This is a genomic window from Cobetia sp. BMC6, from assembly GCF_029991385.1.
Classification (GTDB): Bacteria; Pseudomonadota; Gammaproteobacteria; order Pseudomonadales; family Halomonadaceae; genus Cobetia.
On the sequence record NZ_JAKUMF010000001.1, the window covers coordinates 229669 to 252393 of the forward strand.

The window sequence follows — 22725 nt, forward strand, 5'->3', positions numbered from 1 at the left end:
GAACGCTGAAGGGCGTTCGGGCCATGTCGTGCTGTTCCAGACAAGGAGCCCATGATGATCGATCTGTATTACTGGACCACGCCCAACGGCCACAAGATCACGATCTTTCTGGAGGAAGCCGGACTCGAGTACCGTCTCATTCCGGTGAACATCAGCAAGGGCGAGCAGTTCGCGCCGGAGTTTCTGGCCATCTCGCCCAACAATCGCATGCCGGCGATCGTCGACCATGCGCCTGCTGATGGCGGTGAGCCGATCTCGGTGTTCGAGTCCGGCGCGATTCTGGAGTACCTGGCCGACAAATGCGGCAAGTTCCTGCCGCGCGAGACGCGCGCGCGTAATGATGTGCTGCAGTGGTTGCACTGGCAGATGGGCGGCCTGGGGCCGATGCTCGGTCAGGTGCACCACTTCAAGCACTACGCGCCAGAACCGGTGGAATACGCCATCGAGCGCTATCACAAGGAAGGCGAGCGCCTCTACGGCGTGCTGGAGCGCCAGCTTGCGGGGCGTGACTTCGTGGCGGGGGACGAGTTGAGCATCGCCGACATGGCCATCTGGCCGTGGCTGAAGGCCGAGAAGCAGGAGATCGATCTGACGCGCTTCCCGGCGGTCGCCGCCTATCGTGCCCGCATTGCCGAGCGTGATGGCGTCAAGCGGGCAATGGCGCGTATCGATGACATCAATCCGGCCGCCAATGTGTCGATGGATGAGGAAGCGCGCCGTCATCTGTTCGGGCAGCAATCCTGACGAACGGTCAGTGCTGCTGTGAAGTCGTGAAGCAACCGCTGATCTGTCGGCCTGCAGCGCTGTCAGGCCGACCGGTCAGCGGGTCCAGTCCGTCGGCACACGACGGCGGATATGGTCGAGCAGGGCGCCGAGCTTGCGCGGCGGATGGCCGAAGGGATAGTGCAGGCTGACCGGAATCGACGGCCCCTTCCACTCGGGCAGGCAGGCCTCGAACTGTCCCGGGTGCGCCGTCGCCCGGGTGCGCACGTGGTAGTCCGGCAGCAGGCCGATACCGGCACCGTGCGCGATGTGGTCGGCGTGCACCACCACGTTGTCGACCGTGAAGCGTGACGGCGGCAGGCTCAGGCGATACTCGCCTTCCTCGGGGTGGTTGAGCACCAGATTGGGGTGATGGCGGTCGATCAGGTTGACCCAGTCATGGGAGGTCAGCTCGCCGGGATGCTGCGGATGGCCATGCTGGCGCAGATAGCTGGGGTGGGCATAGAGATGTTGCTGCTGCTGACCCAGGATCTCCTCGCGCAGCCCGGTGTCCTTGGCCGGCCCTTCCCACAGCCACAGCATCACCTGGTCGTCATCACGCGACGGCGGCAGGTGGTTGGCGGTCAGGGTCAGGCGGATGCCCGGATACTCTTCGATGAAGTCGGTCAGCACATGATTGAACCAGCCACGCAGGAAGTGCGGATGCGCGCTGACGGTGATATCACCGCTGATCTCCTCGCGCAGTTCATCCAGCGCGATCTGCGAGCGCTCGCCCAGCGACAGCATCTGCTGGCAGTACTGATAGAACAGCGTGCCGGCCTCGGTGGGAATCAGGCGGTTGGCCTGACGATGCAGCAGTGGCTGGCCGAGTTGATGTTCGAGATGACTGATCCGGCGGCTGAGCGTGGACTTGGAGATACCGAGATGCTCGGCTCCTGCGCCCAGATTGCCGTAGCGCATGATGGCATCGAAGGCACTGAGGCCCTGAAATTCGTCAAGTACTGGAGGCATGACTTGGTGGCACCCGCCGCTGTTGTCTGCCGTTGAAGCGGCAAATGGCGTGAAAGAAAGCATGAAAGCAGGAATCGCGTCGTTGCTGGGGTGTGGGGCCAGCGTCTCCCTGCCATTTTGGCCAGCATTGTAGCCGATCTGGCCGAGAGAATGGCATACATGTGAGTGATTCGCGTTTGCCTGTAGCCGGATGCTGCGAAATACCCGCCATCTGGCGGCTGTCGCTGGCGTTCGACAAACAGGGTTGACGGTTTCCGCGCCCTGCGCGGCAATTGCGCCCACATGAGATGCACATGGCGAGCGAGCGCGGCATCATGGCGAGATCAATGCGCAGCAGGCCTCGTCGCTGCGTGTCACTGTTCAAGGACCCTGTAGATGTCATTCGCTACCCGCTTGCGCGCCCGGGCCGCCTTGCTTGCCTCTCCGCTACGGCTTGCGTCATCAGTGCCCACTCCTTCGTCAGCGCTATCTCCTTCATCAGCGCTGTGGAGGGGCGCCAGGCTGGCGGCCCCGTTGATGCTGGCATTGTTGGCCGCGCCCGCTCAGGCAGCCGAACGCCCCCAGATCCGTGTCATGGCCGCCGCCTCGCTGCATGATGCGCTGGATGCCATCGAGGCGCGCTACGAGCGTCTCGCCGACGTGGATATCCAGCCGGTCTACGCCTCGTCCTCGACCCTGGCGCGTCAGCTGGCCAATGGGGCTCCAGCGCAGCTGTACCTGTCGGCCAATGAGCGCTGGATGGACTGGCTGGAGCAGCAGGCCGGTATCGTCGTCACCGGCCGTCACGACCTGCTGGGCAACCGTCTCGCGCTGGTCGCGCCTGGCCCCAGCCAGCTGGATGCCAGTGTCAGCAATGCCGAGGATGTCACTGATGTAACCGAGCGCCTCGCCGCCACCGGCAGCAACACTCGCCTGGCCGTCGGCGACCCCGACCACGTGCCCGCGGGCATCTATGCGCGTCAGTCGCTTCAAGCGCTGGGACAATGGCAGACGCTGCGCTCGCGCCTGGCCAGCGCCGAGGACGTGCGCGCCGCGCTGGCGCTGGTCGAGCATGGCGAGGCCCCGCTGGGGATCGTCTATGCCACCGACGCCGCCATCAGTCATCGGGTGCATCAGATCGGCCTGCTGCCCGACAGCAGCCATGACCCCATCCGCTATCCCGCCGCCTTGATCAGTCGTGGCGGTGATGCGCCGTCGTCACAGGCCGAGGCCTTCTCGGCCTGGCTCTCCAGCAACGAGGCCGGCGCCATCTTCCATCGCTTCGGCTTCAGCACGCTCGCCCAGCAGGAGCCTGCTGCGCAGCCTGAGACCGACTAGCCGCTGGATCAGTGTCGAGGTGCCTTGCGTCATACGCTGGCATGTCATCGGCAAGATGAGGCCGCTACACTGGAAGCCTGCTGTCACATCGGCGTGAGCAAGGAGGGCAGGGCTGTCTGCCGGCTCTTGGCGTCACGTCATGTGCGAGAACCTGTCTTCGTCTGAGGAAGATCCATGCTGAGTGCGCTGGAATGGGAAGCCCTGAGCCTGAGCCTCAAGGTGGCTTGCGTCGCGGTCGGTCTGAGCCTGATTCCCGGCTTTGCGGCGGCCTGGTGGCTGGCGCGACGTGAGTTTCGTGGCAAGGCACTGGTCGATGGTCTGCTGCATCTACCGCTGGTACTGCCGCCCGTGGTGGTCGGTTATCTGCTGCTGGTCACCTTCGGGCGCAATGGTGCCATCGGCCAGTGGCTGGCCAAGGTCGATATCGTGCTGCCCTTCACCTGGCAGGGCGCGGCGCTGGCGGCAGCGGTGATGGCCTTTCCGCTGATGGTGCGCGCGATGCGCCTGTCGCTGGAGGCCATCGACCCGGGGCTGGAGGCCGCGGCCCGCACCCTGGGTGCCAACCCGCTGCGTGTGCTGTTCACGGTGACCATGCCGCTGGCGCTGCCGGGCATTCTCACCGGTGGCATGCTGGCCTTCGCGCGTGCGCTGTCGGAATTCGGTGCCACCATCACCTTCGCCGCCAATATCCCCGGCGAGACCCGCACACTGCCGCTGGCGCTCTATACCCTGATCCAGACCCCGGGCCAGGAAGGCGCCGCGGCCAGGCTGTGCGCCATCGCCGTCGTCATCGCGATGCTGTCGCTGCTGGCCTCCGAATGGCTGGCACGTCGCGCGCGACTGCGCATGGAGGGGCGTGATGCTTGATTTCCACCTCCATCGTCAGCAGGGCGCCTTCACGCTGGATGCCACGCTCAAGGTGCCGGCGCGCGGCGTCACGGCGCTCTTCGGGCGTTCCGGCAGCGGCAAGACCACCATCCTGCGCCTGATCGCAGGCCTCGAACGTCCCGACCATGGCCATCTGCGCCTGGACGGCGAGTGCCTGACGGGCGGCGAGAACGATATCTTCGTGCCGGCGCATCGCCGCAGGCTCGGGGTAGTCTTCCAGGAACCGCGCCTGTTTCCGCATTACAGCGTGCGCGGCAACCTCCGCTACGGCATGCCGCGCGCCCTGACACCCGCCCAGCGCCAACGGAACCAGTCACGTCTGCATGAGATGGTGACGCTGCTGGGCATCGAGGACCTGCTGTCGCGCATGCCCGGCCAGCTGTCCGGTGGCGAGGCGCGGCGTGTCGCGATCGGCCGCGCCCTGTTGTCACACCCGCGCATGCTGTTGCTGGATGAGCCGCTGACCGGACTCGACGGCGCCCGCAAGCAGGAGCTGCTGCACTACATAACGCGGCTGGCGCGCGAGATCGAGATCCCGATCCTGTTCGTCAGTCATGACACCCGCGAGCTGTTCGCAGTCGCCGACCGTCTGGCGCTGGTGGACAACGGCCGCATCACGGCCAGCGGCGAGATCGGTGACATGCTGTCACGGCTGGACCTGGCACCGCAGACCGGCCGCTTCGAAGCGGGCTCGCTGCTGACCGCCGAGGTGCTGTCGCACGATGATGACTGGCAGCTGACGCGTCTGGGGCTGGGCGCCGGGTTGAGCCTCAAGCTGGCGCGGCTGGCGATGCCGGTGGGGCGTCGTGTGCGACTGCGTCTGCGGGCGCGTGACATCAGCATCGCGCTGGAGACGCCGTCCCACACCAGCCTGCGCAATGCCTTGCCGGCCGTGATCCACGAGATCGAGAGCGAGCGTGGCCACGCCAGCGCCGAGCTGGTGCTGGGCATTGCCGGCCAGCGGGTGAGGGCGCGAGTCGATCGTCTGGTCTGTCAGGAGCTGGGCCTCAAGGTCGGGCTGGGCGTCAAGGCGCTGATCTCCAGCGTGGCGCTCTCGGGCCCCGACGTGATCAGTCTTGACGCCATGGATGACGACATCCCCGTGGTGAATGCGGCCCAGCCGATTGCGGCCCAGCCGAATGCGGCCCAGCCGAATGGCTCTGCTTCGTCCGCGAGCTGACACCGCTCGCGCCGTTCACTGATTTCTCGAATTGATGGACTCTGGCAAGGAAACCTCCCATGCAGTTGACCCACCTGTGGCGCTATCCCCTCAAGTCCGGCGCCGCTGAAGCGCTGGAGACAGTGACGCTCGGCGAGGAAGGGCTCGCGCAGGACCGCCGCTTCGTGGTGGTCGCGGCGCGTGGCAAGTTCGTCACCGCGCGCACGCATCCCGAGATGCAGCGCCTGGCCTTGCGCGAAGACGCCAGCGGCCAGTGGCGACTGTGGCATCTGGACCGCCCCGAATGCGGCAGCGTCAGCTTTGCTACCGATGACCAGGCCGAGCGTCTCGACATCCAGGTATGGGCCGATCGGTTCACTGCCTTGAGCGTGAGCTTTGAGGCTGATGCCTGGCTGAGCGAGCAGATCGGCATGCCGGTCAGGCTCTGCTGGCTGGGCGAGCGCTCGGAGCGCTATCGCGAGATCATCGCGCAGCGCGTGAGCGCCGCCGATGGCTTTCCGCTGCTGCTGGCCAATCAGGCTTCGTTGGCGGCGCTCAACGCCCAGACCCCGAGTGCGGACCATGGCATGGATCAGTTCCGGCCCAACCTGGTGATCAGCGGCGCCGAGGCATGGGCCGAGGATGGCTGGCAGGAAGTGCGCATCGGCGAGACACGCTTCACGCTGGTGTCCTCCTGCACCCGCTGTGCGATGGTCAACGTCGACCCGGCGACGGGCGACAAGCGTGACGACGGTGAGCCGCTCAAGACGCTGGCACGGGTGCGCCGCTTCGCGGATGGCCAGGTGCACTTCGGCTACAACCTGGTCGCGGTTGACCCTTCACGCAGCGCGAGCGTGAAGGTCGGCGATGAGGTGGAAGTGACGCGCTTCAAGTGAGTCCTGTCATGTAGCGGCTGCTGGTCCGCCGACATCGCATGTCGCTATCGCATGTCGCTGGCGCTGGACAGCAGCATGAAAACGCCCGCCATCAACGATGGCGGGCGTTTTCGTTGTCACTCCGGAGCGTGGGCTCCGTTGCTCAGGCGGGAGGCCCGAACAGGACAGGTTGTCCATGGGCTTCGCGCCAGATATCCAGCGCGGCGCGATGCAGTTGGCTGTGACGCCATGCCAGCGCCTCGATATCGCGGTCATAGCCGCCGCCGATCACGCAGGCCACGGCGGCGCCCGCCGCGCGACAGCGCTGGATGACATGCCGCTCGCGCCGGTAGAGGCCGCTGTCGCTCAATTCGAGATGGCCGAGCCTGTCCGCGACATGCGGGTCGACACCGGCATCGAAGATCACCAGCTCCGGGCGTACCCGCGTCAGCACCTCCTCAAGTGTACGCTTCAGCACCGCCAGGTAGTCCGTATCGCCCATGCCCCTGGGCAAGGGCACGTCCAGATCGCTTTGCTGCTTGCGTGCCGGGAAGTTGCTCTCGGCATGCAGTGACAGCGTGAAGACCCGCGGCTCGTCGGCGAAGATCAACGCCGTACCGTCGCCCTGATGCACATCGAGATCGACGATCAGCACGCGCTTCACGCCGTCCGCCAGCGCCTGATGCGCCGCCACGCCGATGTCATTGAGCAGGCAATAGCCGCTGGCGGCCTCCGGGTGGGCGTGATGGGTGCCGCCCGCGGTATTGCAGGCCAGCCCGCGCTTGAGCGCTTCGCGTACGGTGGTCATGGTGCCGCCCACGGCCAGCACGCTGCGCTCGCGCAGTGCCTCGCTCCACACGAAACCGCTGCGCCGCTGAGCCTGCACGCTCAGGGTGCCAGTGAGAAATTCATGCACATAGCGGCGGGTATGCACGCTGAGCAGGTCGTCTTCCTCGGCGGGTTGAGGCGTCACCCAGTCGACGGCCGAGGCGCAGTCGGCCAGCTGGCGGTCGAGCAGACGCTTGAGCACGCTGAACTTGTCCATCGGGAAGGGATGCTTCTCGGGCAGCGCGATCCGGTAGCCGGGATGGTGAATCAGCGCCAGCGGCGGGCAGTGGGCATCAGCGACGGGGCACAAAGTGCACCTCCTGGCCGTCGGTGGTCAGCTGGCGAATGGCAGCGGGGCGGCCTTCGCTGTCCAGATCGACCAGCCCGATGCCGCAGGCATTCAGCAGGCGTTCGCCCTGACTGGCCGCATCGTGACGGCGCGGCGTGACACGCATGTTGCGCCGGCGTGTCAGCAGGTTGAGCGGCGAGCGCGGGGCGTACAGCCAGCGATTGAGACGGTCGAGCACATCCAGCAGGCCGACCGGGAAGCGATTGCGGATGCCGCTGCTGGTGATCTGCCAGATGCTCGGGCTCGAACGCCGATGCTTGAGGCGCACGTCGTAGGCGAAGGAGTAGTGCACATCGCCGGACAGGATCACGAAGTTCTGCGGCGTGCGCGAGTGGCGGAAGATGTTGAGCATCACGCTGGCCGCGCCGCGATGCGCCATCCAGTTCTCGGCATCGACCATCAACGGCTTGCCGGCCAGCGTGAACAGCTTCTGGATGCTCTCGATCAGCTTGACGCCGAACATCGGCGCCGGGGACACCAGCACCACGGCCGGATGGCCGACCAGGCGTTGCTGGAGTTCACTCAGTGCCTCCCAGTCCATCAGCCCCGAGGGATGCGAGAGCTTGCGCTCGCTGCGCCAGCGGCGGGTGCGCGTATCGGCCACGATCAGCGGCGGCGTGGTGTCGAGCTGATAATCCCAGCTTTCACAGCGATGCAGGTGGGCGATCAGCGCCTCCTGACGCTCGACATCGAAATGGCCGTCTGCGGCCTTGGCAGTGTGATCAGATTGCGCCGTGTCGGCGGAGATCTTGTCGGTAAGCGCCTTGTCAGTGCCAGTCAGGGCATGAGTGAACAGCGCCCGAGCCTCCTCCAGCAGCTCCGCCAGTGGCTCCGGCCCGTTGCCGGCGGCCTGACACAGCAGATAGCCAGTCAGCGCATTGCCGATGATGCGGCGCGAGAAGGGGTGGCCATAGGCGGCTTCCTCCCAGGCAGCGCTGAGGTTCCAGTCATCGGTGACATCGTGGTCATCGAAGATCATCAGGCTGGGGACATTGGCCAGCAGGCGACGTACCTGACCGAGTCCGCCACAGAAGCGCCGCAGATGGCGGGCCTCGGTGGCATGGCGCTCGCGGGTGGCGTCGTCATGGCCCTCGAGCGACAAGGGATCTTCCAGCGTGATGCCCAGCGCCTCCCACGGCACGTCAGACCACACCAGCAGGTACATGGCGATGACTTCCGACAGGCCGATCAGGTGGTTGTCGGCACCGGTGGAGGTGAAGATGGGCTTGCGCTTGGCACCGAAGAAGCTGGCGGCCACACCTTCGTTGGCCGGCATGTCCGGCAGCAGCTGCGGGCGGTGGTAGAGGTGCGAGGGGTGCTGGCGCAGCTCGCGAGTGTCGGAGACCTCGGCCTCCATCAGCGTCTCCTCCGGCAACCCCAGCCCCGCGATCAGCTGATCGATCGCGCCCAGCATCGGCCCCGCGACATCGTCGGCGTAGATCTGATCGCCGGTGAACAGCATCACCTCCGGCCACTCGGCGACGCTCTCACGTCGCTCGCTCAGCCAGCGATCCAGCGCCACCAGTCCATCGCCACCCGGGCCCTTGGGCGGCGGCGTCTCAAGGCGATCGGTCGACGCAGCATCTTCCGCACTCTGCTGCGCCTGCTGCTCGTCGTCACTCAAGCCGTGGTGCGGCTTGCGGCAACTGCCATGCGCGACACGCGTCAGGCGTGACGGCAGTCGAAAGCGCGGCAGGCTTTCACCGGGGTAGCAGATCTGTGGCGCCCAGTCGGCGATGCCCTGCCATTCGAGCGTGTCTGTCGATGATGCTGACGCTTCCGTTGTCGATGACGCTGTCGTTGTCGCTGACGGCTCCGCCAGGCCCAGCTCGTAGGCGATGGCGCAGTCGGCGGGCAAGGGCGTGTCGGGATGCGCTTCGATCAACAGCAGCCAGGCGTGCTCCCCCAGCGGCATCGCCAGATGCTCCGTCAGCCGACAGCTTGATGTCGTCGGCAGGCCATCCTCCCCTCGCGTGGGAGGTGTCGCGTCCTGCTCCGGCAGCAGCCACACCCGCGCCTGCTGTGGGCGAGAGGTCACCAGCCACAGCATCACGCCCTCGGCGGTGACACGGCGCAATATCGGGCCTGCCAGCACGCGGGGCAGGGCAGCAGTCGGTGTGGGAGAGCCGTTGGCAGGCAGCGAAGCGGACGAAATGGCAGACATGAAGCAGGCTCGATGGCAGGTGGAGACGGATAGCGGTCAGCTGACTATCATCAGCTGACGCTTAACAAGCGATAGCGTAACAGGCGACGAACGCCAGCCATGGGCGCAGGCGTGGGCCTGGGCCTGGGCCTGGGCGTATGAGTGGCTCCGTGCGTTGAGTGTGACAACTCGTCATGGCGCGAGGTTCGCAGGCTCGCAAAGCATGCGCGAGCTAGCGTAAAGTTGGGCCCTTGAATGCACATGGCGTTCGCACAATAGCATGGGAAACCGGCATGAATGATCCATCGGCGAAGCGCCTCGTGAGTCCGCTGTCCAGGCCAGTCAATCGCGGGCACGGCTCGCGCAGCTCCATCTGGCGCAAGGTCGCCCTGGCAACGAGCCTGATCGCAACCCTGTCAGCGAGTCTCTTCAGCCCTGCGGCCCTGGCCGCCGAGGCGCCGCTGGCGACAGGCGAGCGCCACGTGCTGGCGGCCAATGACTGCCTGCCTGCGCCCAGCGGGCCGGTGGTGTTGACGGTCGAGGGCGCTGTCAGCTGTGGCAATGCCGGTTCCCTGCAGGCACCGCGGGCGCGTTTCGATCTGGCGATGCTCGAGGCCATGCCGTCGCGCGTGGTGGCCACCCACACCCCCTGGACCCAGGGACGTGTCAGTTTCTCCGGCCCGCTGCTGCGCGAGCTGGTGGCGCGGGTGTCTGAAGATGCCAGGGGGCTCAAGGTGCGGGCACTGAATGACTTCGTGGCCGAGATTCCCCTCAGCGACATCGAGGACTTCGATGTCCTGCTGGCCACGCGCCGCGACGGCGAGCGCATGCCGGTGCGTGACCTCGGGCCCTTGTTCGTGCTGTATCCCTTCGATGCTCATCCGGAATTGCTCAATGAGCAGGTACGCTTTCGCAGTGTCTGGCAGGTCACCGGGCTGACGCTGGAGTGAGCGAGGGCTGGCGCCTGACCCCTCAGGCGCAAGATGACATGGAGTCATGCAGTGAATCAGTCGCCGGATGAAAGATCCCCGCTTTCAGGCACCGCTGCTGATCAGTCCCTTGCTGATCAGGGCATTGCCGCGTCGGGTGTAGGCGGAAGCGGCAATTCCCCCGCGCGCTGGCCGCTGTGGCTGGGCATGGCGATCAGCATCCTGTGTCTGCTGGCCTCCATCGGCATCGGTGGCACCATCCTGCACAACCAGGTCAGCCTGGAAGACCGCACCCGCGACGACGCCGTCTGGTCGATCTACAAGCTGGATCGCGAGGCGGTCAGCCTTTCCTCCTCGATAGCGCGCTATCGCGTCGCCGGGCCAGCCGATCGTGCCAGCATCTGGAATGAGGTGCTGCAGAATTACGAGCTGCTCTACAGCCGCACCTATATCTTCCGGCGGGGGGATTTCCAGCGCCACCTGATGACCCTGCCGGCCGTGCCGCTGCTGGCCGATGAGTTGATGAGCCAGATCGAGTATCTCGATCTGCGGCTGGAAAAGTGGCGGCATGGCCCGGTGTTCGAGGGCACGGGCCCGGTGCAGGGCGCCCAGGCTGACGACGCTTCCGCAGACATTGACGCGGCACAGCGTTCCCAGGTGCTGGGGCCCGAGGGTCGCGAGGCGGCGGAGTTCCAGCAGCTGAGCGATGCGCTGGGCGATACCACCCAGACGCTGTTGCTGCGGGTACGCGCACGCCTGGCCGAGGAGCTGGCCCGCGAGCGTCAGAGCCGCGACAGCCTGGTGCAGTTGATGTTGCTGCTGCTGGCGCTGATGCTGCTGGCCACCTTGATGGTCTGCCGTCAGGTCTGGCTGCAGGCCCGCGGGCGTGAACAGGCCCGCCTGCAGATGCTGGCGATGTCGTCGGCCCTCAAGCACGAGGCGGCGCGGGCCGAACAGGCCAGTCGCGCCAAGTCCGAGTTTCTTGCCACCATGAGCCACGAGATTCGCACCCCGCTCAATGGTGTGATCGGCATGAGTGAGCTGTTGCTGGCCGAACCGCTGCAGAGCAGTGCGCATCGCTATGCCAGCAGTCTGCGCGACAGCGGCGAAGTGCTGATGGGGCTGGTGGATGATGTCCTCGACTTTTCCAAGATCGAGGCCGGCAAGCTCAGCGTCGAACGACGCCCCTTCGAACTGCACACGGCCATCGATGGCGTGATCGACCTGCTGCTGCCGCAGATGGACAGCACGCGCATCGTCTTCGATGACCGCCGCTCCGCCCAGCTGCCCGAGCAGGTCATGGGCGATTCGGTGCGCCTGCGTCAGGTGCTGCTCAATCTGCTCTCCAATGCCTTCAAGTTCACCGAGCAGGGGCGTGTCTGTCTGCTGGTCGAGGCATTGCCGGCGGGGCGCGTGCGCTTCGAGGTCGATGACACCGGCATCGGAGTCAGTGAAGAACAGGCCGCCCAGCTGTTCGAGCCCTTTACTCAGGGGGATGCCTCCACTGCGCGCCGCTTCGGCGGTACCGGACTCGGGCTTTCGATCTCACGGCGGCTGGTCGAGCTGATGGGTGGGCGACTGGGCCTCAAGCAACGCCCGGGCAAGGGTGCCTGCTTCTGGTTCGAGCTGCCGCTGCCACGCGCCGCGGCGCTCAAGCGACCGGCCTTCACCTCCGCGCCCCTGCCGCTCAGCCGTGGCGAGCATGTTCTGGTGGTCGACGACAATCACATCAATCGCGAAGTGGCCCACTCCATGCTCAGTGGCCTGGGCTACACGGTGACGACGGTCGACAGTGGCGAGGCGGCGCTGGCGTGGTATGCGCGCCAGCGCGATACGGTGCTGGTGCTGCTCGACCTGCGCATGCCGGGACTGGACGGCTTTGCGGTGGCGCGGCGTTGGCGCGCCATGGAGCACAGTGACAGGCGTGCGCCGAGCCTTATCGTCGCGATGACGGCCAATGTGGCGGCGGGGGAGCGTGCGCGTTGTCTCTCGGCGGGCATGAACGACTTCCTGTCCAAGCCGATCCGGCGTCAGCAGCTCGCCAGCATGCTGGCGCGCTGGCAGTCGGGCAGCCAGGACCTCGGCGAATGGCGCGTCAATGCCCTCGCCAGCACCCAGCCCTTCGATCCGATCAACTATTCCCCTACCACTGAGCGACCGCCTCACTTCGAGGCACCGCCGGAAACCGGTGAGGCACTCGCGCGTGCGGCGTCACTGGTGGCATCACTCGATTCCCCCGCTGCGCGGCGTCGCATGATCCATGAGGCCCAGGCGCGTGCCACCGAGGCCGAGGCTGAAGCTGAAACTGAGACTGAAGCTGAAGCTGAAGCAGACAAGGTCAGTGAGCCGTCGGCGGCTGGCCCCATCGAGCGGCGTGAGCATGCGGGCGAGGACGAGAGCGAACGGGAAGGGGCAGAAGGGGGGCACACGAGCATGAACACAGGGGAGTCGTGGACATCTGGCGGCTCAGCGGCGGAGCTTGCACAGGCCGCGACGCCTGCGCTGCGGGATGAACTGGATGCCGACAGCATCGCGGCCCTCGAGGCGGCCTTCGAGGAGCAGCTAGAGCAGCAGTCCCAGCGCCTGTCACGGGCGGTGGATCATATGGACCTGAAGCAGTTGCAGCATGAAGCCCATCTGCTCAAGGGCAGCGCCGCCACCCTGGATCATGACCTGCTGCGCGATGCCGCCCTGCAGCTGGAGCTGCTGCTGGCATCCGACACGCCGCGCACCCGCATCGAGGCCGCGGTGGCGGCGCTGCTGGCCGAGATTCGTGATCACCGCATCGCCCACGATGCCGGTCAGGCCTGGCGCTAGCACAGCCTGGCGCCAGCAAAGCCGCCCTCGGCCAGATACATCACCTCAGGCATCACCTCAGACATCAGCTCAGTGCTGGCGGCGGCGCAGTTCGCGTTCCACCAGCGTCACACCGGGCGTGGTCTGGCCCTGAATGCCCTGCAGTGCCAGCGTCAGCGTCGCATCGGCGATCTGCTGGTGACGCTGGGGCAGTGAATGGATCGGCAGCGGCAGGAAGTCGAGCAGGCGGTCGTCGCCGAAGCTGGCCATCGCCTTGGGCGGATTGGCAGGCGGCCCCTCGGCGAACAGCACATCGAGCACGCCATCCATCAGGGTGTAGGAGGCGGTGACGATGGCGTCCGGCAGCGGTGAATGGCGGAGATGCTCGGTCAGCGCCGCCGCGCCCGCCTCGCGCTCGTAACGCGCGGCATGCAGGGTGGTGGCCTCAAGCTCGCTGCTGCCGGTGCGCTGCTGATAGTGCGCCAGCGCCGCCTGCATGCCGCTGGCGCGCGCCCGCGTGATATCGATCTCCGGCAAGGCATCCAGCCACAGCAGTCGCTGCGGTGCGTGTTCCAGCACAGCTTCGGTCAGCTGGCGAGCGGCATCTTCATTGTTGCTGACCACGCTGGCGAAGTGGCGCGTATCCAGCGCGCGATCGACACCGATGACCGGGAAGCCATCCAGCGCCAGTTCGCGGTAGAAGGGGTCATCGGGGGACAGGCAGCTGGCGGTGATCAGCGCATCGACCCGCCGCGCCTTGAGCATGCGCGCCAGCTCGCGCTCGGTTTCCGGCTCATCGTCGGAGCAGACGATGAACAGCTGATAGTCGCGCTCACGCGCCCCGCGCTCCAGCAACTTGGCCAGGCGGGCATAACTGGCGTTCTCCAGATCCGGCAGCATGAAGCCCAGCGTGCGGCTTTCACCACGCCGCAGCGCAGCTGCCTGGGCATCGATCCGATAGTGATGACGTTGTACCACCGCCATGACGCGCTCGACCGTCTGGGGGCTGATACGTCGTGCCTGTGCCTGCCCATTGACCACATAACTGGCGGTGGTGCGTGAAACGCCTGCAAGACGCGCGATTTCTGCCAGGGTCATGCCACTGTCCTTGCTGGAAAGGGGGAACGGGATCTGCGTGCTCCATGTGCGAGGAATGATGCGCACTTGTGGGCTCGGGTGCAAATCCTCTCTGCGCCGGGCACGCCTCGCTCAACGCCTCTCGAGCCCGCGCCACAGGCGGCTCTACGCCCAATGTCTAGTCACCAGAAGCGCGTTTTCGGTTTGTGTTCGCTTGATCGGGCGCAAGAAAACGGCCAGCATGAGCCCTATTGAGGTGACACGATTCAGCATGCTCGTCATCACGCCATGACGCCGCTACCCTGTCGGAACTCGCCAAGTGACGTGTCGCGGCAGCTGAGATATACGCTTGCAGCGCACCGCCAACATCCAGGCTCCTCATCAGAAGGGAGCCTCAAGGAGCCAGCCATGCTCAGTCTTGATCGCGAGGACATTCTTCTCGCCGCCCATGCCAGCGACTGGCGCGATGCCTTGCAACAGGCCGCCGACGCCCTGGTCGCCGGTGGGCGCGCCACGCCCGACTACCGTGAGGGCCTGCTGGCGCGTGAAGCCCAGTCTTCCACCTACCTGGGGCAGGGGATCGCGATCCCCCACGGTACGCCGGACAGCCGCGAGGCCGTGCTGGCCACCGGGGTGCGTGTCCTGCAGTTTCCGCAGGGCGTGGAGTGGCACGATGGCAATCGCGTCTTCCTGCTGGTGACCATCGCGGCACAGTCCGATGAGCATCTCGATATCCTGCGCGCGCTGACGCGTGTGCTCGATCGCGACGGCGTCAGTGAGCGCCTGGCCTCGGCGACGACCGCCGAGGAAGTGCTGAGCGAGCTGGGCCGCGAGGTGGTGCCGCCGCGTCTGGATGCCGAGACGCTGCTGTGCGGCTTCCCCGCGCGTGATCGTGACGAGCTGGTGCTGGCGGGGGCCGCGCGCCTGCGCCAGGCCGGCTGTGTCAGTGATGGTTTCATCTCGGCCATGCTCGCCGCCCAACCGGTGGCGCTGGGGCAGGGCGTGTGGCTGACGCAGTCGCAGCAGGATGTCACCCGCTCGGCGCTGGCCATCGTCACGCCGGAGAAGGCACTGGAGACGCGCCACGGACGCATCACTGCGCTGGCCTGTCTGGCAGTCGATGCCCAGCAGGGCCAGCATCAGCCGTTGCTTGAGCGCCTGCTGACGCTGTTGGAAGAGGGTGCGGGCGAAAGCCTGCCGGGCCTGTCGGCCAGCGCCCTGCTGGCGCGGCTGTCGGGGGAGTCCGCCACGGCGCAGCTGGCTCAGGTCGTGTTGCTCAACGCCCACGGCCTGCATGCGCGTCCGGCCAAGCAGCTGGTGCAGGCGGCGCGCGAGGCGGGAGAGCAGCATGGCGTCATTCCGGCGCTGCGACTGGAAGGCGATGACAGCGGTGTGGTCAGTGCCGCCAGTCTGACCAAGGTGCTGGGGCTGGGCGCACGCCGCGGCCAGACGCTGATCTTCAGCGCCTCCGGCGATGACTCGGCGGCCAATCAGGCGGCGCTGAGCATGATGGTGAGCGCGGTGCAGGCCGGTCTCGGCGAGGCGGTGGAGCCGCTGGCCGATTGGCGCGCCGACGCCGCCACGCCGCTGGAGGCCAGCGAACAGCAAGCCACCGGCGACACCCAGCAGGCCGCTCCCGCCGCCGACAGCGTGGTGCCCGCGGTGGCCGCCTCGCCGGGCATGGCCATCGCGCCGTGCTGGGTGATGCGCCTGCCGCGCTTCGTCTACGAGACGCGCAGCGATGCCGGCGCCGATCGTGAGGCCGAGCGCCTGGTGGCCAGTATCCAGACCGCCCGCGAGCAGTTGCTGGCGCTGGTCAATCGCGCCGAAGGCGCCGAGATGGCCGAGATTCTCTCGATGCACGAGGAGATGCTCGGCGATCCGGAGCTGTTTGCCGCGGCGCGCGAAAGCCTCGATGAAGGCCACAGCGCCGAAGCGGCGTGGTGGTCGGCCATCGACAGCGCCGCCAGCGCCCAGGAGAACCTCGCCGATCGCCTGCTGGCTGAACGCGCCGCCGATCTGCGCGATGTCGGGCGGCGGGTGCTCGGCGTGCTGACCGATACGCCGCTGCCCAGCGCCCCCGAGACACCGCATGTGCTGGTGACCGAGGACATCGGCCCGTCGGATGTGGCGCGCCTGGATACCACTCGCGTGCGGGGCCTGGTCACGGCGCTGGGCGGGGCGACCTCGCACAGCGCGATTCTGGCGCGCTCGCTGGGCATTCCGGCGGTGGTCGGGGCTGGCCCGAGCGTGCTGGCGATCGCCGATGGCAGCGAGCTGATCGTCGATGGTGAACGAGGCCGCGTCAGCGTGATGCCCTCGGCCAGTCGCCGCGCGCGTGCCGAAGAGGCGATCGCCGGGCATGAGCAGCGTCAGGCCGCCGCCTGGGAGTCGCGCATGGCACCCGCCACGACCCTGGATGGCCTTCATGTCGAGGTGGTCGCCAATCTGGGCAACACCGCCCATGCCGGCGACGCCGTCGAGCGCGGTGCCGAGGGTGTCGGCCTGCTGCGTACCGAATTCGTGTTCATGGCGCACCCCCAGGCGCCGGACCTCGCCACCCAGACCGCCCAGTACGGTGAGGCGCTGGATGCGCTCGAGGGGCGGCCGCTGGTGGCACGCACGCTGGATGTCGGCGGCGACAAGCCGCTGCCGTACTGGCCGCTGCCGCGTGAGGACAACCCCTTCCTCGGCCTGCGCGGCATTCGCCTCGCCCTGACGCGCCCGGAAGTGCTCGAGACCCAGGTGCGGGCGCTGCTGACGGCCGCCGGGGCGCGGCCGATTCGCCTGATGTTCCCGATGGTCAAGGACCTGGCCGAACTGCGTGGCGCGCGTGCCATCGTCGATCGTGTCCGCGCCGAGCTGGACGCCGCCTATGAGGCCGAACATGGTCAGCCACCAGTGCGCGACGTGCAGGTCGGCGTGATGATCGAGATTCCCTCGGCGGCGCTGACGGCGGCCAGCATCGCGCCGGAAGTCGACTTCTTCTCGGTGGGCACCAATGACCTGACCCAGTACACCCTGGCGATCGATCGTGGCCATGCGACGCTCTCGGCGCAGGCCGATGGCCTGCATCCGGCGGTGTTGCGCCTGATCGAGATGACCGTCAGTGCCGCCCACGCCCACGGTGCCTGGGTCGGCGTCTGCGGTGAGCTGGCCAGTGATGACCAGGCCGTCGGCGTGCTGGTCGGGCTGGGCGTGGATGAGCTGTCGGTGTCCAGCCGCCAGATTCCGCTGGTCAAGGCGCGGGTGCGCGAGCTGGACCTGGCCACGGCGCGTGAGCAGGCGCGGGTCGCGTTGGCCCAGCCGACCTCGGAAGACGTGCGCAGTGCTCTGGAAGCGCTGCTCGAGCAGGGCGAGCCTTCGGTTGCCGAGGTCACCTCAGGCGCTGCGGCCAGTGATGCGGCCAGTAATACGGACAGTAGTGCGGCCAGTAATGCGGACAGTAGTGCGGCCAGTAATGGAAACAGCCCGCGGGAGTCAGTGTGATGAGTGACAACACGACGCGTCAGGCCGCCGACTGCCCGGTATTGTGCGTGACGCTCAACCCGGCGCTGGACATGACCATCGGCCTCGACAGCCTGGTGCCGGGCAAGGTCAACCGGGCGCGCAGCCACCATCTCGAGGCGGCGGGCAAGGGCATCAACGTCGCCCGTGTGCTGGCGACACTGGGCCATCCGGTGACGCTGAGCGGCTTTCTGGGCGCCGACAACCAGGCCGATTTCGAGGCCGCCTTTGCCGAGTGGGGGCTGAGTGATGCCTTCGAACGCGTCGCGGGCGCGACCCGCATCAACGTCAAGCTGGGGGAGGCCAGTGGCCGTGTCACCGATATCAACGGCGCGGGCATGCAGGTCGATGAGGCCGCCTTCACGCGGCTTGAGGGGCGCATCGATGAGTGGATCGATCGCCAGCAGGCCGAGGGCAGCCCGGAGCGCTGTGCCGTCGTCATCGCCGGCAGCCTGCCGCCGGGTGTCAGCAGCGAGCAGCTGGCGAGCCTGGTGCAGCGGGTGCGTGCCCGCCGCATTGCCTGCTGGCTGGACACCAGCGGCACGGCACTCGAAGCCGGTCTGGTGGTGCCGCCCAGCGGCGTGAAGCCCAACGAGCAGGAACTGGCGCTGTGGGCGGGCGAGCCGCTGGAGAGCGACTCCGCCCGTCAGCGCGCGCTGGCGAGTCTGGTCGAACACGGCATCGAGCAGGCGCTGATCTCTGCCGGTCCGGAAGGCGTGCTGTGGGCAAGCCCCGGCGCCGAGACACTGCGGGCACGCCCGCCGCGCATGCGAGTGGTCAGTACCGTATGTGCCGGTGATACCCTGCTGGCCGCCATGCTGCATGGGGTGCTCTGCCATCCGACACCCACGGCGGCCATGCGTGAACGGATTCTGCGTCATGCCACGGCGCTTTCCGCCGAGGCCGTGACCCACCCGGGGCCGGGCAATCCCGCCGCCCCGGAGCTTGAAACCCTCCAACAACACACCAGCATCGAGACATTGGCCAGTGCCGAGGTCGCGACAGCCGGAGAGCCACGCCCATGAATGTCATCATCGTTACCGCCTGCCCGAGCGGCATGGCGACCAGCTTCCTGGCGGCGCGCCGCCTGGAGCAGGCCGCCCGTCGTCGCGACTGGGAGCCCCTCATCGACATGCGCTCGCAATTCGAGCGTGAACTCGTGTTGAGCGATGCCCAGCTCGCCGCTGCCGAACTGGTGATCGTCGCGGCGTCGCCGATGACCAGCGCCGGCCTCGAGCGTTTCGTCGGCAAGCGCGTGCATGTCGCGCCCATCGAAGAGGCGCTGCCGGACCCCGCCGCCTTCCTGGCCAATGCCGAGGCCCGCGCCCGCGTGCTGGAAGCCAAGGACATCGCCGATGTGGCTGCGACTGTCAGCACGACGTCCAGCACGACGACCACCGGCGCAGCTGATGGAGAGGTGGCGCACAAGCCGTCCATCGTTGCGGTCACCGCCTGCCCGACCGGCGTGGCGCATACCTTCATGGCCGCCGAGGCCCTGAGCGAGGCAGGGCGCGCGCTGGGCTACCCGACGCGAGTCGAGACCCAGGGCTCGGTGGGCGCGCAGGATGCGCTGACCGAGCAGGAGATCGCCGCGGCAGAGGTGGTGATCCTGGCCTGTGATATCGAGGTCGACCCGACGCGCTTCGCTGGCAAGCGGGTCTGGCGGACTTCCACCGGCACCGCGCTCAAGAAGCCGCGCGATACCATCGAGCAGGCACTGGAAGGCGCCGAGGTGGAATCCGCCACCGCCGCGGGCGGTCAGGGCAGCCAGCAGAAGGGCGAGAAGCGCGGCCCCTACAAGCACCTGCTGACCGGTGTGTCCTTCATGCTGCCGATGGTGGTGGCGGGTGGCCTGATGATCGCGCTGTCCTTCGTGTTCGGCATCAAGGCCTTCGAGGAAGAAGGCACTCTGGCGGCGGCGCTGATGCAGATCGGCGGCGGCTCTGCCTTCAAGCTGATGATTCCGGTGCTGGCGGGCTACATCGCCTACTCCATCGCCGACCGCCCGGGCATCACGCCGGGCATGATCGGTGGCTGGCTGGCCGCCACCCTGGACGCCGGCTTCCTCGGCGGCATCATCGCCGGCTTCCTGGCGGGCTACAGTGCGCTGGGGCTGAGCCGTTTCGTCAAGCTGCCGCAGTCGATCGAATCGCTCAAGCCGATCCTGATCATCCCGCTGGTGGCGAGTATGGTCACCGGTCTGGTGATGATCTACGTCGTCGGCACGCCGGTGGCGGGGCTGATGGCGACGCTGACTGAATTCCTCGAATCGATGGGCTCGGCCAATGCCGTGCTGCTGGGCATTCTGCTCGGCGCGATGATGTGCTTCGACCTCGGTGGCCCGGTCAACAAGGCCGCCTACGCCTTCGGTGTCGGCCTGCTGGCCAGCGAGACCTATGCGCCGATGGCGGCCATCATGGCGGCCGGCATGGTGCCGGCGCTGGGCATGGGGCTGGCCAGTTTCATCGCGCGTAGCAAGTTCGCCGAGCCTGAGCGTGAGGCGGGCAAGGCCAGCTTCATTCTCGGCCTGTGCTTCATCTCCGAGGGTGCGATTCCGTTCGCCGCCAAGGACCCGCTGCGCGTGATTCCGGCCTGCATGGTCGGCGGTGCCGTCACCGGCGCACTGTCGATGCTGATAGGTGCCAAGCTGCTGGCGCCGCACGGCGGGCTGTTCGTGCTGCTGATTCCCAACGCCATCAACGTCCCGCTGATGTACCTGGGCGCCATCGTCGCCGGCACCCTGGTGACGGGTATCGGCTATGCGCTGATCAAGAAGGGCGCCCAGCAGGTCGAGACCGCTGCCGCGACCTGAGCCGCTGGCAAGCAGGCAAGGACGCAAGCCGCAAACGCACAAGGCAAGACGCAAAAAGCCCCCGCCGGTCTCCCGGCGGGGGCTTTTGCATTGCAGGCCGAGCGCAGGCGCTCAGCGACGGCTCAGTCCAGCTCCGATCCGTCCAACTTTGATCAGTCCAATACCGATCAGTCCAGTTCTGACTTGCCGATCACGCCCGGCATCGCCGGCGCTTCGTTGACCGTATCGTGGCGCACGAAGGCCAGATGCTGCTGATAGGCGGTAACGACTTCGTCGAGCACCTGGGCACGCGACAGGCCGTTGAGCTCCTGACCGCTGCCGCCCTCGGAGAGGTGCACTTCCAGACGCAGGTAGAAGTCATCATTGGCGTCGATGAAGCTCGGCGTCTGCTGGCGCACCGCACGCACCTGGTAGACGAAGTTGGAGGCGTCCTCGAACTCGACTTCCAGCGTCACGCGGGGCAGCGGCTCATCTTCCAGCGTCTCTTCGGTGACGCTCGAGACCTGACCGCGACGATTGAGCTCCTCGGCCAGCTGGTTGAGGGCCGGGCGGATGGAGCGCTTGAGAGTCGCCTCGGAACTGCCGCTCTGGGCGAAGTCGAGCACGTGGTCCAGACGCTCATGCCAGTCGACGCCTTCGTAGACGCAGCTGTTGTCCTGACGCACGTTCTCCTTGCGGTCCTCGATCATCAGCGCCTTGTACATGCCGATCATCATGAAGATCAGCACGATGGAGAAGGGCACGGCGGTGATCACCACGGCGCTCTGCAGCGCGCTCAGGCCCCCGACCATCAACAGTGCCAGCGTCAGCAGGCCGATGATGGCGGACCAGAAGATGCGCAGCCAGATCGGCGCATCGTGGTTCACGTCCTTGAGGATGGAGGTGAAGTTGGCCAGTACCAGAGCGCCGGAGTCGGCGGAGGTCACGAAGAACACGATACCCAGAATCGCCACCACGGCGGTGGTGATGGTGGAGTAGGGCAGCTGCTCCAGGAAGGTGTAGATGGTGTTCTGCGGTGCGTTCAGGGCTTCGGTGGCCAGTGCCGCGACGTCCTGATTGGCGACCATGTCGATGGCGGAATTACCGAACACGCTCATCCACACCATCATGAAGCTCAGCGGAATCAGCAGCGCGCCGAACACGAACTGACGGATGGTACGGCCACGCGAGATACGCGCCAGGAACAGGCCGACGAACGGGGTCCAGGCGATCCACCAGCCCCAGAAGAACAGCGTCCAGCCGCTCATCCACTCATCGGTACCCGGGGTGTAGGCGTAGGTATCGAAGCTCTTGGCGGTGAACTGGGTGATGTAGTCACCGACGTTGAGTACCAGGGCGTTGAGCAGCTGCGAGGTGTCGCTGACGGCGAGCACGAAGATCAGCAGCGCGGTGGCCAGCAGCATGTTGAACTCGGACAGCATGCGGATGCCTTTCTCGACACCGGTGATCACGGAAATGGTCGCCAGTACCATCACGCCGATGATCAGCGCGGCCTGGACGGCGAGGTTCTCGGGCACGCCGAGCATGAACTTGAGGCCGTAATTCAGCTGGATGACGCCGATGCCCAGCGAGGTGGCGATACCGAACACGGTGGAGATGATCGCGAAGATGTCCACGGCGTTGCCGATCGGGCCATTGATGCGGTTGCCGAGCAGCGGGTAGAAGGCCGAGCGGATCGCCAGCGGCAGGCGGTGGCGGTAGCTGAAGTAGGCCAGCGACATGCCGGCGAGCACATAGATGCCCCAGCCGGAGAGGCCCCAGTGGAAGAAGGTTTCCACCATGGCATTGCGGATCGCCGCCTGGGTCTGCGGGTCACCGGTCACCGGCGCCACGTAGTGGGACAGCGGTTCGGCGATGCAGTAGAACAGGATGTCGATGCCGATGCCGGCCGCGAACAGCATCGCCGACCAGGACAGCAGCGAGAATTCCGGGCGTGAATCATCCGGCCCGAGGCGAATGCGCCCGAAGCGCGAGCAGGCGATCAGCACCCCGAAGACCAGATAGGCGACGATGGCCAGCATGTAGAACCAGCCGAAGGTGTCGATGGTCCAGCCCAGGGCGCTGCCGATCCAGGCGTCGGCCTGTTCGGTGAACAGCATCGCGAAGGCCAGGAAGGCGAGGATACCGATGATCGATCCGTAGAAGACCGTCGGGTTGATACGACTCGAGGACGGCGTGGCGTTCTCGGCGGAAGCAGGTTTCTGCATGAGCAACTCCTTATCAGGGGAAGTTTCACTCGTGCGTGGTGCTTAGCTGCCCGTCAGCCGCAGAAATTGCGGGTGGCGTGCAGGAAAAGACGGACACGAACGGC

At 66.7% G+C, this 22725-nt stretch carries 15 protein-coding genes; 10 read left to right on the forward strand and 5 right to left on the reverse strand.

The window, feature by feature from the left end; all coding sequences use genetic code 11:
• The first annotated feature begins 54 nt into the window (after positions 1-54).
• A complete protein-coding gene (locus tag MKZ40_RS01015) occupies positions 55-744 on the forward strand; it encodes a glutathione S-transferase C-terminal domain-containing protein (protein WP_175089235.1) in 690 nt (229 codons plus the stop codon).
• A gap of 75 nt (positions 745-819) precedes the next feature.
• On the opposite strand, the gene MKZ40_RS01020 is transcribed toward MKZ40_RS01015, so the two are convergent.
• Positions 820-1734, reverse strand: a complete 915-nt coding sequence (locus MKZ40_RS01020) for a LysR family transcriptional regulator (RefSeq protein ID WP_175089236.1) — start codon at positions 1732-1734, stop codon at positions 820-822.
• Positions 1735-2250: 516 nt separating this feature from the next.
• Between MKZ40_RS01020 and modA the strand changes: the two genes are divergently transcribed.
• The 4 genes from modA (at position 2251) to MKZ40_RS01040 (ending at position 5994) form a co-directional block, all read left to right on the forward strand.
• A complete protein-coding gene (gene modA, locus MKZ40_RS01025) occupies positions 2251-3051 on the forward strand; it encodes a molybdate ABC transporter substrate-binding protein (RefSeq protein WP_175089237.1) in 801 nt (266 codons plus the stop codon).
• Positions 3052-3225: 174 nt separating this feature from the next.
• A complete protein-coding gene (modB, locus tag MKZ40_RS01030) occupies positions 3226-3918 on the forward strand; it encodes a molybdate ABC transporter permease subunit (protein WP_043334370.1) in 693 nt (230 codons plus the stop codon).
• Entirely contained in the window at positions 3911-5119 is a 1209-nt protein-coding gene (gene modC, locus MKZ40_RS01035; RefSeq protein ID WP_175089238.1) for a molybdenum ABC transporter ATP-binding protein, read from the forward strand. Before modB ends, modC begins: the two co-directional genes overlap by 8 nt.
• A 59-nt stretch (positions 5120-5178) precedes the next feature.
• Positions 5179-5994 (forward strand): MOSC N-terminal beta barrel domain-containing protein, encoded by an 816-nt coding sequence (locus tag MKZ40_RS01040; RefSeq protein ID WP_175089239.1) that lies wholly within the window; start codon positions 5179-5181, stop codon positions 5992-5994.
• A gap of 142 nt (positions 5995-6136) precedes the next feature.
• Here MKZ40_RS01040 and MKZ40_RS01045 read toward each other — a convergent pair whose 3' ends face one another.
• Positions 6137-7111: a histone deacetylase gene (locus MKZ40_RS01045; RefSeq protein WP_254627049.1), complete on the reverse strand. Its 975-nt coding sequence runs from the start codon at positions 7109-7111 to the stop codon at positions 6137-6139.
• Positions 7095-9314, reverse strand: a complete 2220-nt coding sequence (locus MKZ40_RS01050; RefSeq protein WP_175089240.1) for an alkaline phosphatase family protein — start codon at positions 9312-9314, stop codon at positions 7095-7097. The genes MKZ40_RS01045 and MKZ40_RS01050 overlap by 17 nt, the downstream gene beginning before the upstream one ends.
• Before the next feature lie 272 nt (positions 9315-9586).
• On the opposite strand from MKZ40_RS01050, the gene MKZ40_RS01055 reads away from it, so the two are divergent.
• Both MKZ40_RS01055 and MKZ40_RS01060 read left to right on the forward strand, forming a co-directional pair.
• Positions 9587-10243, forward strand: coding sequence for an oxidoreductase (locus tag MKZ40_RS01055; RefSeq protein WP_242007689.1), 657 nt, complete (start codon positions 9587-9589; stop codon positions 10241-10243).
• A 51-nt stretch (positions 10244-10294) separates the two neighbouring features.
• Positions 10295-13039: a sensor histidine kinase gene (locus tag MKZ40_RS01060; RefSeq protein ID WP_175089241.1), complete on the forward strand. Its 2745-nt coding sequence runs from the start codon at positions 10295-10297 to the stop codon at positions 13037-13039.
• Positions 13040-13108: 69 nt separating this feature from the next.
• Here MKZ40_RS01060 and cra read toward each other — a convergent pair whose 3' ends face one another.
• Positions 13109-14116, reverse strand: a complete 1008-nt coding sequence (gene cra / locus MKZ40_RS01065; RefSeq protein WP_054555669.1) for a catabolite repressor/activator — start codon at positions 14114-14116, stop codon at positions 13109-13111.
• A gap of 387 nt (positions 14117-14503) precedes the next feature.
• On the opposite strand from cra, the gene ptsP reads away from it, so the two are divergent.
• From ptsP to MKZ40_RS01080, 3 genes are read left to right on the forward strand one after another with little or no spacing between them, the layout of a single operon-like run.
• Positions 14504-17584, forward strand: a complete 3081-nt coding sequence (ptsP, locus tag MKZ40_RS01070; RefSeq protein ID WP_175089242.1) for a phosphoenolpyruvate--protein phosphotransferase — start codon at positions 14504-14506, stop codon at positions 17582-17584.
• Positions 17584-18627 (forward strand): 1-phosphofructokinase family hexose kinase, encoded by a 1044-nt coding sequence (locus MKZ40_RS01075; RefSeq protein ID WP_175089243.1) that lies wholly within the window; start codon positions 17584-17586, stop codon positions 18625-18627. Before ptsP ends, MKZ40_RS01075 begins: the two co-directional genes overlap by 1 nt.
• The gene (locus MKZ40_RS01080; RefSeq protein WP_175089244.1) at positions 18624-20414 is read left to right on the forward strand and encodes a PTS fructose-like transporter subunit IIB; all 1791 of its coding nucleotides are present in this window, start codon (positions 18624-18626) and stop codon (positions 20412-20414) included. The genes MKZ40_RS01075 and MKZ40_RS01080 overlap by 4 nt, the downstream gene beginning before the upstream one ends.
• Positions 20415-20581: 167 nt before the next feature.
• Here the strand turns inward: MKZ40_RS01080 and betT are convergent, their stop codons facing one another.
• On the reverse strand, positions 20582-22621 hold the full coding sequence (gene betT / locus MKZ40_RS01085) for a choline BCCT transporter BetT (protein ID WP_043334330.1): 2040 nt from the start codon (positions 22619-22621) through the stop codon (positions 20582-20584).
• Positions 22622-22725: the final 104 nt, after the last annotated feature.

Bases quoted from the DNA above. Each gene is read 5' to 3' on its own strand.
- MKZ40_RS01015 (WP_175089235.1), top strand. From the start codon at position 55: ATGATCGATCTGTATTACTGGACCACGCCCAACGGCCACAAGATCACG.
- MKZ40_RS01020 (WP_175089236.1), bottom strand. From the start codon at position 1,734: ATGCCTCCAGTACTTGACGAATTTCAGGGCCTCAGTGCCTTCGATGCC.
- modA (WP_175089237.1), top strand. From the start codon at position 2,251: ATGCTGGCATTGTTGGCCGCGCCCGCTCAGGCAGCCGAACGCCCCCAG.
- modB (WP_043334370.1), top strand. From the start codon at position 3,226: ATGCTGAGTGCGCTGGAATGGGAAGCCCTGAGCCTGAGCCTCAAGGTG.
- modC (WP_175089238.1), top strand. From the start codon at position 3,911: ATGCTTGATTTCCACCTCCATCGTCAGCAGGGCGCCTTCACGCTGGAT.
- MKZ40_RS01040 (WP_175089239.1), top strand. From the start codon at position 5,179: ATGCAGTTGACCCACCTGTGGCGCTATCCCCTCAAGTCCGGCGCCGCT.
- MKZ40_RS01050 (WP_175089240.1), bottom strand. From the start codon at position 9,314: ATGTCTGCCATTTCGTCCGCTTCGCTGCCTGCCAACGGCTCTCCCACA.
- MKZ40_RS01055 (WP_242007689.1), top strand. From the start codon at position 9,587: ATGAATGATCCATCGGCGAAGCGCCTCGTGAGTCCGCTGTCCAGGCCA.
- cra (WP_054555669.1), bottom strand. From the start codon at position 14,116: ATGACCCTGGCAGAAATCGCGCGTCTTGCAGGCGTTTCACGCACCACC.
- ptsP (WP_175089242.1), top strand. From the start codon at position 14,504: ATGCTCAGTCTTGATCGCGAGGACATTCTTCTCGCCGCCCATGCCAGC.
- MKZ40_RS01075 (WP_175089243.1), top strand. From the start codon at position 17,584: ATGAGTGACAACACGACGCGTCAGGCCGCCGACTGCCCGGTATTGTGC.
- MKZ40_RS01080 (WP_175089244.1), top strand. From the start codon at position 18,624: ATGAATGTCATCATCGTTACCGCCTGCCCGAGCGGCATGGCGACCAGC.
- betT (WP_043334330.1), bottom strand. From the start codon at position 22,621: ATGCAGAAACCTGCTTCCGCCGAGAACGCCACGCCGTCCTCGAGTCGT.